This is a genomic window from Rhodovulum visakhapatnamense, assembly GCF_004365965.1.
GTDB classification, from domain to species: Bacteria; Pseudomonadota; Alphaproteobacteria; order Rhodobacterales; family Rhodobacteraceae; genus Rhodovulum; species Rhodovulum visakhapatnamense.
Genome location: NZ_SOEB01000005.1, coordinates 94196 through 106331 on the forward strand (window position 1 = coordinate 94196; position 12136 = coordinate 106331).

Here is a 12136-nt window from a genome sequence, read left to right on the forward strand (position 1 = left end):
CCCCGCTCCGATGCCGAACCTTCATTGCCGGGCCAGAGGGCGCATGCGTCTCCGCTTTCTTTGAAGAGACCGACAAGCAAGCGGCGGGACAAGGGGCGCCCCGTCTCGACCATCCGGGTCGGCCAAGTCCGAAACTGAGGGCAAGATCGCATCGTTCCCGGCCCCCTCCCAAAGCAGCAGGATGCGCCCGGTTCCGCCGCGATCCAGCAGGTCCTGGAGCGTGGTAAAGGTTGCCCCTTTCCCGGAGCCGGGCCGTTTCCGGCGTCTGGCAATCCGCAGCCCGGGCCAGCTACCGCCGCCCCAGCCTGCGTGTATCGACCCGGCGGACTCTGCCTGGGTCTGGCCAATGCTCTGAATGCCTCGCCCAGCGTGGGGACCCTTCGCCGTCTGTCGCTTGATGCAGTCGTCCAACTGTACACCTTCGCCACGTTCTCCCGCGTGGCATAAGCAGGATTTCACCTCGCGTCGGGCCGAGGGCTTTAGGCGGGCCGCACCCCCCTGGCCCAAAGCGCAAACCGCCCGTCGGATTCGACCTGCACGTCGACGAAGCCCGCGCGCGTCATATGGGCACTGAGCGAGCCGATCGTGAACCCGGTCCGATGCGCCATGAAATCGTTCCCACCCTGGATCGAAGGCCTGTAGCCGTAAAGGATATCGATGGGCGAGATCGGCCCCGCAGCCGAGATATAGGCAGGCTCTTCGAGCAACCCCTGGGCCACCAGCATGGCGACGCGCTGCAGATCGGGCATCGTCATCAGCGCAAATCCGCCCGGCCGCAGCACCCGGCAGAACTCGGACAGCGCCAGCGGCACTTCATGGGCGCGCAAATGCTCGAGATTGTGGGACGACCAGACCGCGTCGACCGAGCCCTCGGCCAGCACCCGCATGTCAGTGATGCTGGCCACAATGTCGGGCATCACCGAGGGATCGATGTCCAGCCGAAGCTCGCGCCAGCCATCGGCCGGAAAGGCATCGGCCGGAAGCTTGGCGGGGTCGGCCATGCCGCAACCCACATGAAGTACGGTCTTGAGAGTGGCAGTCACGTCTTCCGGGTCGAGGGTGAGGGTGTCCATGAAGGAGCTCCGGTTTCAGGATCGGGGTTCGCGCAGGCTTTCGCTCAACCCGTTGAGAACCGGATCGAGGAAATAGGTCAGGAGGGTCCGGTGACCGGTGGCGATGTCGCTGGTCAGCGTCATGCCGGGCATCAGCCCGTCGGGCAAGGCGACGTCGCGGTCGAAGGCCACGCGCGCGGCATGGCGGGCCGGGCCGCCACCTGTCGGCACGCTGGAACTGGGCGCCACATCGGTCAGCCGCCCCGCGATCAGGCCATGGCGGCGCCAGGGAAAGGCATCCACCTTGATCCGCACCGGGTCACCGGGATGGACCAACCCCACATCACGGGACAGCAGCCCGATCTCGGCATGCATCGCACCGCTTGTGGGCGCGATCACCACCACCGGATCGGCGATGGTCATCAGCGAGCCCGGCCCCCCCTCGGCCACCGACAGCACGACACCGGCCTGCGGCGCGCGCAGATCGTAAAGCCGCGCGCGGTCGGTCGCCTGCGACAACTGGCGGTCGATCACCGCCAGCCGCGGCCGGAGCCCGGCCAGTTCCTCGAGACGGCTCTGGCGCAGGTCGCTGTCGAAGGCGGCAAGGCGGGCAGCGGCGGTTTCGCGTTCCTGGCGCAGGGACAGCAGCTGGGCCATGTTGTCCCGGCTGCTGGTCTCGGCATCGAGCCGCAGCAGCCGGGCCTGGTTGACCGCCAGGCGGGTGCCGCTTTGCCGCGCCAGCAGGGTTTCGTGCATGGTCTCGATCTCGCGCGCCGTCGCGACCGCCTCGGCCAGGGCAGGAACGCTTTCCAGCGCCGCGTCGATCCCGCCGTCGATCTGGGCAAGCGCCGTGACCAGCTGGTCGCGCTGGGCGGCCTCGGTTGCGGCGCGCTCGCTCTGGATCCGGGCCTGAAGGGCAAAGTCCTCGCCCTCACCCGTGACCGCGCGATTGTCGAGTTCGGCCTCGATCCGGGCGATCTGGGCCTCGATTGCCACGCGCTCGGCGGTCAGAACGGCAGCGTCGGTCGCAGGATCGCGCGCATCGAGCCGCGCCAGAAGCTGGCCCGGCTCGACCGCGTCGCCCGGGCGCACCAAAAGCCGGTCGAGCACCGCCGAGCCCAGAGGTTTCATCACCACAGGCGGATCGTCGGTCACGATGCGTCCCTCGGCAGTGACCACGACGTCGATCGGAACGAAAGCCGCCAGCGTGACCAGCGCGACCAGAAGCACAGCGGATCCGAACGGCCAGAGCCGCAGCAGCCAGGGCAGAGGTTCCTCGCGGACCTGTACCAACGGCGGCTGGAACGGAAGCGCGTCGCGCGCGACTTTGCTCATGGGCGGGCGCTCATGCCATATGCTCGGTCTGCTGGCGCCAGAGCATCGCATAGGTTTCGCAGCGCGACAGAAGGGTCTCGTGCGGAGCCATGTCGAGCAGTCGGCCCTGATCGAGCACTAGGATCTGATCTGCCCGGACCAGCGAGGACAGCCGGTGCGAGACCACGATCATGGTGCGGCCATGGGCGATGGCGGCGAGGTTGCGGTTGACCAATGCCTCGGATTCGGGGTCGAGCGCCGAGGTGGCCTCGTCCAGGATGAGGATACGCGGGTCGGCCAGCAGGGCGCGGGCGATGGCAATGCGCTGGCGCTGCCCGCCCGACAGGTTGGCGCCGCTTTCCTCGACCATGGTGTCGAAGCCCATCGGCAGGCGCCGGATGAATTCGTCGGCGCCCGCCAGCGTCGCCGCGCGCAGCACGGCCTCGAGCGGGGCACCGGGCACCGCGACCGCGATATTGTCGCGGATCGAGCCGCGAAACAGCAGGTTGTCCTGCAGCACGATGCCGACCTGACGGCGCAGCGACGACAGAGCGATGTTGCGGATATCGATGCCGTCGAAAAGGATCAGGCCCTGTTGCGGCGTCTCGATCCCCTGGATCAGCCGCGTCAGCGTGGTCTTTCCCGAGCCCGAGCGCCCGACGATGCCCACGACCTGCCCCGGCGCAACCGAAAGACTGACCCGGTCGAGCGCCGGGGTCGCGGCGCCGGGATAGGCAAAGCCCACCTCGCGCAGTTCGAGCGCCCCCGACAGCATCGGCTGCGCCAGCTGGGCGTCATCCTGCCGTTCGGGTGGGTGATCCATGATTTTGCGCAGCATGCGGATCGACAGCGCGGCCTCCTGCCATTCGTTGATCAGGCCCACGATCTGCACCAGCGGCCCCGAGACGCGACCAGACAGCAGCAGGATCGCGACCAGCGTGCCGACCGTGATCGTGCCCTGAAGCGCCAGCCCGACGCCGACCGCGACCACCGTGACCTGCATCATCCGTTCCAGAAGCCCGGTCAGGGTGCCGGTCAGCGCCGAGATCCGGCCCAGATCCCATTGCTTGCGCACAGACTGGGCAAGGCTGTCTTCCCACAACCGCTGGCGCGCGGGTTCCACCGCCAGCGACTTGACCGCGCGCATGTTGTGCAGCGTTTCGACCAACAACGCCTGACGTTCGGCCTCGACCCCGTAAAGCGCGTTCAGCCGGCTCTGCAGGATCGGCAGCATCAGCCCGATGCAGCCCGCGATGGCGATGGCGTAAAGCGCGATGATCAGCGTCAGCGTGCCCGACAAAAGCGCCAGCGTGGTCAGCAGAAGCGGCAGCAGGGCCGCATCCAGCATCGTCTGCAGAAGCCGCCCGGTCAGGAAATGGCGGATCTTGTCGGTCTGCTGGATGTTGCGGGTCATTACCCCGGCGGGCGTCGTCTCGAACACGGTCATCGGCAGGCGCAACAGATGGGCCACGCTTTGCGAGCCGATATCGGCATCGATCCGGCCGCCCGCGATCTGGCTGAGCCGCTGGCGCACATAGCCGAAGCCCGCATCGAAGAGTACCAGCAGCACATAGACCGCGGTCACCGACATCAGCGTGTACCAGGCCTGATGGGCGATCACCCGGTCGATCATCACCTGCAGCAGCAAGGGCAGCGAAAAGGCGATCAGGTTGCCGGTGACGACCGCCACGGCCACGCCGGCAAAAAGGCTGCGCTCGCGCCGAAGCGCGGGCAGGAACCAGCGCAGGCCGAAGGCCCGGGCCGCGTCGGCCTTGCCATCCGTTCGCCCGATCAGGATCAGTCGGCCGGTCCAGCGCAGTTCGAATTCCTCCCAGGGAACGCTGCGCACGCCATCGGCCTCGTGCCGTGGATCGAGCAGCGCCGCGGTGCGCGCCTTCTCGACCAGACCGGCATGGACCAGCACGATCCAGCGGCCCTGTTCGACCTCGGCCAGCACCGGCAGCCCCTGCCCCAGCCGCGAGGCCATGCGCCATCCGGCCTTGCCGATCAGGCGGCAGCGCAGGCCCTTGGCCGCGAACAGCGCCATCAGACCGGGCGCGAGGTCGTCCTGTCCCAGATCGGGCAGCTCGTCAGGGCTGAGGATGATGCCGTTATGGGCGGCGATCAGGAACGCGCCGCGCAGCGTCGACAGCTGCGGCGTATCGAGCGCGAGGGTTTCGGACAGTTGGGAATCGTGGACCGACATGCGCCATGTGTACGCAAGCCACCATTAACGGGCGGTTGTCGGGAAACGGCGCGGGACAGAACTCCCGGCGGGGGCGGACCCCGCCGGGAGCGACGGATCAGCCCGCCCGGTTGGCGCGCCAGTAGGCGCGGGACACGGCGAAGACGGTGCCGCTGAGCGCGATCAGCGCGATCAGGTTGGGAATGGCCATCAGGGCGTTCATGATGTCGGCCACGATCCAGATCACGCCCAGATTGGCGACCGCTCCGACGACCACGCCGGCCACCCAAAGCAGGCGGAACGGCAGGATCACCTTCGACCCGAACAGGTATTCGGCCGCCCGTTCGCCGTAATAGCTCCAGCCGAGGATGGTGGTGAAGGCGAAGACGATCAGCCCGAGGCTGACGATCAGTTCACCGCCCGGCAACCCGGTCTGGAAGGCCAGCGCCGACAGCGCGGCCCCGGTCTCGCCGCTGGTCCAGACCCCGGTGGTGATGATGACCAGAGCGGTCATCGAGCAGACAAGGATCGTGTCGATGAACGTGCCCAGCATCGCGACGTTGCCCTGGCGCACCGGATCGTCGGTCAGCGCCGCGGCATGGGCGATGGGCGCGGACCCGAGCCCCGCCTCGTTCGAGAAGACGCCGCGCGCCACCCCGAAGCGGATCGCGGCCATCACCGCCGCCCCGGCAAAGCCGCCGGTCGCTGCGGTGCCGGTGAAGGCATCCTCGAAGATCAGCGCCAGCGCGCCCGGCACGGCCTGGTAGTTGACGGCAAGAATGACCAGCGCGCCAAGGATGTACAGAACCGCCATCAGCGGCACCAGCCATTCGGCGACAGCCCCGATCCGCCGGACCCCGCCCACGATCACCACGAAGGTGACAACGGCCAGCGCGATCCCGGTCCACAGATGCGGGATGCCGAAGGTCGACTGGACCGCATCGGCCACCGAGTTGGCCTGCACCGTGTTGCCGATCCCGAAGGCGGCGATGGTGGCGAAGAAGGCGAAGATCCAGGCCAGCCAGGCAAAGCGCGGACCGAGCCCGTTCTTGATGTAATACATCGGCCCGCCGACATAGCGGCCATTGGCATCGACCTCGCGGTAATGCACGGCCAGCACCGCTTCGGCATATTTGGTGGCCATGCCGACCAGCGCGGTCAGCCACATCCAGAACACGGCGCCCGGACCGCCCAGGAAGATCGCGGTCGCAACGCCCGCGATGTTGCCGGTGCCGATCGTCGCCGAAAGCGCGGTGGTCAGCGCCTGAAACGGCGTGATCTCGCCTTCATGGCCTGCACCGCCCTTCTTGCGGCCCTCCAGCATCATCTTGAAGCCGTAGCCCAGCTTGCGCTGCGGCAGGAAACGAAGTCCCACGCACAGATAAAGCCCGGTGCCCAGCAGCAGCACCAGAACCGGCGGCCCCCAGACGAAAGAGTCGATCGAGTTGAGTATCTCCAACATTTACTTTTCCCTGTTAGTTGTCGGATGGTCCGCCACGGCCGGAACGGAGAGCGGGAATAGGGTCGGCCCCGGCGCGCTGACGCGGCCGGGGGACCGATCCGCAGGCGGCCGGCCGATCCGGTCGGCGAAAGGCACAAGACGCGGCGCGAAGCGGAAAAAGGGCGACCTCTGTCGGGCCCCGAGGCGGAGCCGGACAGCGGGACCGTCGCGACGACACGAACAGCCCCGCGGAGCGCAGGGCCATGACACGCGGCGCGGAAGGCGCTGGCGGGACAGAGGATAGCGTGGCAGAGCGCAGACCTGCGCTCCGCCGTCCGATCGTCATCGGCTCACGCCAGCTCGGCTGCCGCCCGGTCCGACCAGGTGTGGCCCGAGCGTCCGTGGTAGAAGCCGTTCACGAAGGGTGCCTCGATGCCAAGCTCGCGCAGTTTGGCATCGCCTTCGGCCGGGGCCATCCGGCCCTGCAGCACGTCGTCGAACAGGCGCGTCACCGCGATCATGTCGCAGGTATGGGGCATCACCCGGAAATGGGTCACGCCAATCGACTTCAGATCCTCGATATCCGGCATCAGATCGAGATAGCCATAGCTGAGCGTCTGGATGCCGTTGACCGTCAGGAAGGGCTTTTCGTCCATCGTCTTCAGCGTCATGCCGTCGAGATCCTCGCCGCAGACGAACTGGCAGTTGTCCTTGGTCCGGGCATGCGCCCGGGCATGGTAGCAGCGTGCCGACAGCGCCAGCGAGGCCCGGCCGAAGACCTGCACCTCAAGCCCGACGCCCAGCTCGGCCGCCTTCTCGCCCAGCTTGGCAACCGCGGCCCGCGGCAGCTCGGGCAGAAGCGCGAAATGGTTGGCGCCCTGCTCGTGCAGATAGGCCATCGTGTCTTCGTTATAGACGTTCAGCAGCGCGCCGATCCGGTGCGGCTTGTTCTTGAGGTACAGAAGTGCTGCGGTGTTGTTGACCTCGAGGTCGCGGCCCTCCTGCTCGGCCCATTCGCGCAGCAGGTTGCGTTCGCGCTTGATCACCACTTCCGAGAACGAGCAGAACACGACCTTCTTGCCCGCGCGTTCCAGCCGGTCGGCGACCTTGTCCAGATGGTGGTCGTCGAAGAACGGCGTCCGCTTGGAACAGATCACCTCGCCCAGATAGACGGTCGAGACCGGGCTTTCGTCGGCGATCCGGTTGTAGAAGTCGAGCTTCATCTCGGCGGGCCAGTGGAACAGGTTCGGGCCCAGCGTCAGTTCGGCAGCCATCGGGCTTACCTCCATTTCTTGGTCTTGAGCGCACCCTCGGTGTGTTTCTGACCCTCGGTCAGCGCCACCAGATCGGCCAGCTTGGGTTCCTGCCCCGCCATGATCGAATCGACGGCCTCGCGGAAGGCGGCGACCACTTTCTTGACATAGGCGCGGCTCCGCTGGCGGCCCTCGATCTTGAAGGCATGCACACCCGCATTGATCAGATCGGGCAGCATGGTCGAGGCGTTCAGGCTGATCGGCTCCTCGAAGGCATAATAGCCGTCATCGCGGGCATCGCATTTGTAGCGGCCCTTGCAGATCGTCGGATAGCCCGCGGTCTCGTCCGGCTTGAACCGGTCGATCATGTAATCGCCGAGGATCGTCGACATGCTGCCATCCTCGGCGCGTTCGTATTTCACGCAGGAGGCGGGCGAGCAGGCCCCGTCCATGTTGGTCGACTGGCCGGTGACGTAATTGGTCAGCGAGCAGCGGCCCTCGACCATCAGGCCATGGTTGCCGAAGATGAAGGTCTCGACCTCGCAGGGGATCTCTTCGACCAGGCCCTTGATCTCGGACACGGTCATGATCCGGGGCAGCACGATCCGCTTCACCCCGAATTCCTGCACGTAATACCGGATCGCCTCGGGGGACGAGGCCGCCGCCTGCACCGACAGGTGGATGCGCATCTGCGGATGGGTCTTCTGGATATAGGCCGCAACCGCGATATCGGCGACGATGCAGGCATCCGCGCCCAGCTTGGCCGACAGGTCGGCCGCGTCCTTCCACAGCTGCACATTGCCCGCGGGCGGGAAGGTGTTCAGCGTGATCAGCACCTTGGTGCCGCCGTCATGGGCGTATTTGATGGATTTCTCCATCTCTTCGGGGGTGAAGTTCAGCCCCACGAAGTTCCGCGCATTGGTGGCGTTCTGATAGCCGCAATAGACCGCATCGGCCCCGGCATCGACAGCCGAGCGCAGGGCGGCGGGCGTGCCCGCCGGGCAGATCAGTTCGGGTTTGATCATGAGTGCGACCCTTTCCGTTTCTGGGCGTTCTCGGCCGCCCGGCGCAGCATGTTCAGCGCCCCCCGGCCCGGCGCGCCGAACATGTCGGCCACGCTTTCGGCAATCGGATCTTCCACGTCGTCCAGCGCGTTCCGGAGGCAGACCACGGCCTCGGTGTCGCCGGTCACGATCAGATCGCGCGAGAAGAACAGCGCGTCGCCGTCCTGTTCGGTATCCATCAGCGTCAGCAGGTCGAGGAACTTGCCCGAGATCCGCGCGCAATGGGGCGGCAGGACGCGGCGCCGGTTCAGCGCCTTGAAGTCCAGCGCGTCCGGATCGGGCCGCAGGTACAGCATGAACGGCATGTCGACCGGGTCGATCAGGAAATAGGCGTGGCGGTGATGGCCCAGCCGGTCGAACATGTCCGGATTGTCGGCCGCGATCTTGGTGACGATACGCTTGAGGACCGGCTGCAGAAGAAATAGCGGCAGCGGCGGCAGGAAGGGAAACCCTCCGGGCGCGCCGGGCAGGCGTGGAGTTTGGGGTGCGGTTGTCATGGCTGGTCGATACCCGGATGTGGGAGAATCCGGATTGACTTAGGTCAAACCTGTCGCACTGTCCGGGGCACCAATTGCCGCAGGGATCGCGCGAACGCCTGTGCTGCAAGGCAAAGCGCCCGCCGGACCCGGCGGTTTCCGCTCTCACAACTGCGTGAAACGCACGGTTCGGACGGGGACATGCCCCTGCCCTGCGCGCTCAGTCCGGCACGTCGATCGGCGGGCGGCAGACCATATCGGCGTGGATCGTGCTGAAATTGGTTCCCACCTTGCGCACCCCCAGAAGCATCTGGCTGGACATGGCGTCGCCCCGTGCCTGAAGCTCGGGGCTGGGCATCACGGTGAAGACCGCCGAGGTCCGGCCGGGCCGGGTGGCGCTGGGACCGCGCGGGGTCACCAGATAGATCCGCCGGTCGGGGCTGGCGCGAAGCTGACTTTGCGCGAATTCGCCGGCCGCGCACCAGAGCTGGGCCCCGCCGTCGCCGGGCCTCGCCAGCACCTCGAATTCGCCGGGAGTGCCCGTCGGATCGACCCGGTTGCCATGGTCGGTCAGAATCGCGTGCGGCGCGCGGGTCGGTCCGCCTTGCGGAACGCAGGCAGCCAGGCTGGAGGCGGCGGCAAGAATGGCAAGGCAGGGCAGAAGGCGCATGGGGGTCATCTCCGTCCGGGCCGCGAAACTGGCATGCGGACCCGTTCTCCCTTGGATAGAACCGCGGCCCGGCCCCGGCAAGGGGGGTGCGATCACGGCTTCGGCACGGCTGCCATACCTGCGCCCCGGCCAGGCTGGCTATCAGGGTCCGCCCCCAGCGCCGCCCCGAAGTCCCGCCAGACGGCTTCGTCCCAGTATCGCGATGCAGCACCCGAGGTCGACGGCAGCACCCAGACCGGCAGCCCGTCATGATCGAACTGGCCATAGCCCAGCCGCTTGACCCCCAGAAAGACCTGCGCGGCGCGCTTGCCGTTGAAAGCCAGGCTGCGGGGCCGCCAGATCTCGACGAAGCGGGCCAGGCGGTCGGGGTCGTGGGCGGTGGCCGGGACGGCCGCGTCCATGCCCCAGGCGCCCTTGGCCAGATCGGTCAGCCCGATGCCCAGCGCCAGCAGCCGCGCCTCGCAGCCGACGGCCAGCGGTTCGGGCACCAGCCCCGCCCGGTAAAGCACGGGCCAGAAGCGGTTCCCCCGCCCGGCATAGTAAAGGCCCAGCTCTGCCGAGCGGGGCCCCGCGGCCATGCCGCAAAAGACGGTACGCAGATCGGGCGCGACATAATCGGGAAGGATGTCCTCCGATCCCATGGCCGCGCCCTCCCGGGGCGTCCGTTACTGGTCGAGGAAGCTTCTGAGCTTGCGCGACCGGCTGGGATGCTTGAGCTTTCTCAAAGCCTTGGCCTCGATCTGGCGGATCCGTTCGCGGGTCACGCTGAATTGCTGGCCGACCTCTTCCAGCGTGTGGTCGGTATTCATGCCGATGCCGAACCGCATCCGCAGCACCCGTTCCTCGCGCGGGGTCAGCGAGGCCAGAACCCGCGTCGTCGTCTCTTTCAGGTTCTCCTGAATGGCCGAATCGAGCGGCAGGACCGCGTTCTTGTCCTCGATGAAATCGCCAAGCTGGCTGTCTTCCTCGTCGCCGATGGGCGTTTCGAGAGAGATCGGCTCCTTGGCGATCTTCATCACCTTGCGGACCTTCTCCAGCGGCATCTGCAGCTTCTCGGCCAGCTCTTCCGGCGTCGGCTCGCGGCCGATCTCGTGCAGCATCTGGCGGCCGGTCCGGACCAGCTTGTTGATCGTCTCGATCATGTGCACCGGGATACGGATGGTGCGCGCCTGATCCGCGATGGACCGGGTGATCGCCTGCCGGATCCACCAGGTGGCATAGGTCGAGAACTTGTAGCCGCGGCGGTACTCGAACTTGTCGACCGCCTTCATCAGGCCGATATTGCCTTCCTGGATCAGGTCGAGGAATTGCAGCCCGCGGTTGGTGTATTTCTTGGCGATCGAGATCACCAGACGCAGGTTCGCCTCGACCATTTCCTTCTTGGCCTGGCGGGCTTCCTTCTCGCCCTTCTGGACCTGGCTCACGATGCGGCGGAATTCCTGGATGTCGACGCCGACATACTGGCCGACCTGGGCCATCTCGGCACGCAACTCGCTGACCTTGTGGCCCGATCGTTCGGTAAAGGCCGCCCAGCCGCGCCCGCCCTTGCGGGCCATGTGATCCATCCAGTTCGGGTCGAGCTCGTGGCCGCGATATTCGTCGATGAATTCGCGCCGGTTGATGCGGGCCTGGTCGGCCAGCTTCACCATGGCGCTGTCGATCGACATGATCTTGCGGTTGATCCCGTAAAGCTGGTCGATCAGCGCCTCGATCCGGTTGTTGTGCAGATGCAGCTCGTTGACCAGCAGCACGATCTCGGCGCGCAGCTTCTGGTATTCGGCCTCGTCCTTGTCGGAAAAGCGATGGGTCGTGCTCAGCGTGGCCTGGATCCGCTTGTCCTGGATCTCGGAAAGCTTGGAATAGTCCTCGGCGATCTGGTCGAGGGTTTCCAGCACGCGCGGTTTCAGCGCCGCCTCCATGGCCGCGAGGCTCATGTTGGCCTGTTCCTCGTCCTCGTCATCGTCGTCGCGGCGGATCGGGTTGCCGTCGGCGTCGAGTTCGGGGCTGTCTTCGTCCTTGCGGCTGTTGGGGTTCGCGGCCTCGACCTCGAGCCCGTCGACGACCGGCTCATCGCCCTCGTCCTCCTCGAGCGAGCGCCCGAAGGTGGCATCGAGGTCGATCACGTCACGCAGCAGGATATCTTCGTTCAGAAGCTCGTCGCGCCAGATGGTGATCGCCTGAAAGGTCAGCGGGCTTTCGCAAAGCCCCGCGATCATCGTGTTGCGGCCGGCCTCGATCCGCTTGGCGATGGCGATCTCGCCCTCGCGCGACAGCAGTTCGACCGAGCCCATCTCGCGAAGATACATCCGCACCGGATCGTCGGTGCGGTCCAGCGTTTCGGACGTACTGGTGGCCAGCGCAACCTCGCGCGAGGTGGAGGTCTCGACCACTTCGGTCGATTTCTCCTCGCCCTCTTCGGCCTCGTCTTCCTCGATGATGTTGATGCCCATCTCGGACAGCATCGACATCACATCCTCGATCTGTTCCGAAGACACCTGGTCGGGCGGCAGCACCTGGTTGAGCTGGTCATAGGTGATGTAGCCGCGCTCCTTGGCCTCGGCGATCATCTTCTTGACCGCAGCCTGGCTCATGTCGAGCGCGAGGTCGGCGTCCTGCTCGTCGGTCTTGCTGTCGTCCGTGTCCTTGGCGGCCATGAAGGTCTCCTTGCAGGATGGCTGATT

Annotated in this window: 10 protein-coding genes; all 10 read right to left on the minus strand. The window is 66.5% G+C overall.

Annotated elements, in window-relative coordinates; translation table 11 throughout:
* Positions 1-479: 479 nt before the first annotated feature.
* Entirely contained in the window at positions 480-1073 is a 594-nt protein-coding gene (locus EV657_RS06290; RefSeq protein WP_075784960.1) for a class I SAM-dependent methyltransferase, read from the minus strand.
* A 15-nt stretch (positions 1074-1088) separates the two neighbouring features.
* A complete protein-coding gene (locus tag EV657_RS06295; protein ID WP_075784959.1) occupies positions 1089-2387 on the minus strand; it encodes an HlyD family type I secretion periplasmic adaptor subunit in 1299 nt (432 codons plus the stop codon).
* A 10-nt stretch (positions 2388-2397) separates the two neighbouring features.
* Positions 2398-4572 (minus strand): peptidase domain-containing ABC transporter, encoded by a 2175-nt coding sequence (locus EV657_RS06300; protein WP_134077417.1) that lies wholly within the window; start codon positions 4570-4572, stop codon positions 2398-2400.
* A 97-nt stretch (positions 4573-4669) separates the two neighbouring features.
* Positions 4670-6013 (minus strand): alanine/glycine:cation symporter family protein, encoded by a 1344-nt coding sequence (locus EV657_RS06305; RefSeq protein ID WP_113670838.1) that lies wholly within the window; start codon positions 6011-6013, stop codon positions 4670-4672.
* Positions 6014-6342: 329 nt separating this feature from the next.
* Positions 6343-7266 (minus strand): ubiquinone anaerobic biosynthesis protein UbiV, encoded by a 924-nt coding sequence (ubiV, locus tag EV657_RS06310; RefSeq protein WP_243837500.1) that lies wholly within the window; start codon positions 7264-7266, stop codon positions 6343-6345.
* A 5-nt stretch (positions 7267-7271) separates the two neighbouring features.
* On the minus strand, positions 7272-8270 hold the full coding sequence (ubiU, locus tag EV657_RS06315; RefSeq protein ID WP_134077419.1) for a ubiquinone anaerobic biosynthesis protein UbiU: 999 nt from the start codon (positions 8268-8270) through the stop codon (positions 7272-7274).
* Positions 8267-8806 (minus strand): ubiquinone anaerobic biosynthesis accessory factor UbiT, encoded by a 540-nt coding sequence (gene ubiT, locus EV657_RS06320; RefSeq protein ID WP_243837501.1) that lies wholly within the window; start codon positions 8804-8806, stop codon positions 8267-8269. Before ubiT ends, ubiU begins: the two co-directional genes overlap by 4 nt.
* Before the next feature lie 199 nt (positions 8807-9005).
* Complete coding sequence (locus tag EV657_RS06325; protein ID WP_075784955.1) at positions 9006-9455, minus strand: hypothetical protein; 450 nt, start codon at positions 9453-9455, stop codon at positions 9006-9008.
* A gap of 92 nt (positions 9456-9547) precedes the next feature.
* Entirely contained in the window at positions 9548-10096 is a 549-nt protein-coding gene (locus EV657_RS06330; RefSeq protein WP_134077420.1) for a mismatch-specific DNA-glycosylase, read from the minus strand.
* 24 nt (positions 10097-10120) lie between these two features.
* Complete coding sequence (gene rpoD / locus EV657_RS06335; RefSeq protein ID WP_075784953.1) at positions 10121-12109, minus strand: RNA polymerase sigma factor RpoD; 1989 nt, start codon at positions 12107-12109, stop codon at positions 10121-10123.
* Between the last annotated feature and the right edge of the window lie 27 nt (positions 12110-12136).

What these genes read in the sequence shown, in the direction of transcription:
- EV657_RS06290 (WP_075784960.1), bottom strand. Translation starts at nt 1,073, where the DNA reads ATGGACACCCTCACCCTCGACCCGGAAGACGTGACTGCCACTCTCAAG.
- EV657_RS06295 (WP_075784959.1), bottom strand. Translation starts at nt 2,387, where the DNA reads ATGAGCAAAGTCGCGCGCGACGCGCTTCCGTTCCAGCCGCCGTTGGTA.
- EV657_RS06300 (WP_134077417.1), bottom strand. Translation starts at nt 4,572, where the DNA reads ATGTCGGTCCACGATTCCCAACTGTCCGAAACCCTCGCGCTCGATACG.
- EV657_RS06305 (WP_113670838.1), bottom strand. Translation starts at nt 6,013, where the DNA reads ATGTTGGAGATACTCAACTCGATCGACTCTTTCGTCTGGGGGCCGCCG.
- ubiV (WP_243837500.1), bottom strand. Translation starts at nt 7,266, where the DNA reads ATGGCTGCCGAACTGACGCTGGGCCCGAACCTGTTCCACTGGCCCGCC.
- ubiU (WP_134077419.1), bottom strand. Translation starts at nt 8,270, where the DNA reads ATGATCAAACCCGAACTGATCTGCCCGGCGGGCACGCCCGCCGCCCTG.
- ubiT (WP_243837501.1), bottom strand. Translation starts at nt 8,806, where the DNA reads ATGACAACCGCACCCCAAACTCCACGCCTGCCCGGCGCGCCCGGAGGG.
- EV657_RS06325 (WP_075784955.1), bottom strand. Translation starts at nt 9,455, where the DNA reads ATGCGCCTTCTGCCCTGCCTTGCCATTCTTGCCGCCGCCTCCAGCCTG.
- EV657_RS06330 (WP_134077420.1), bottom strand. Translation starts at nt 10,096, where the DNA reads ATGGGATCGGAGGACATCCTTCCCGATTATGTCGCGCCCGATCTGCGT.
- rpoD (WP_075784953.1), bottom strand. Translation starts at nt 12,109, where the DNA reads ATGGCCGCCAAGGACACGGACGACAGCAAGACCGACGAGCAGGACGCC.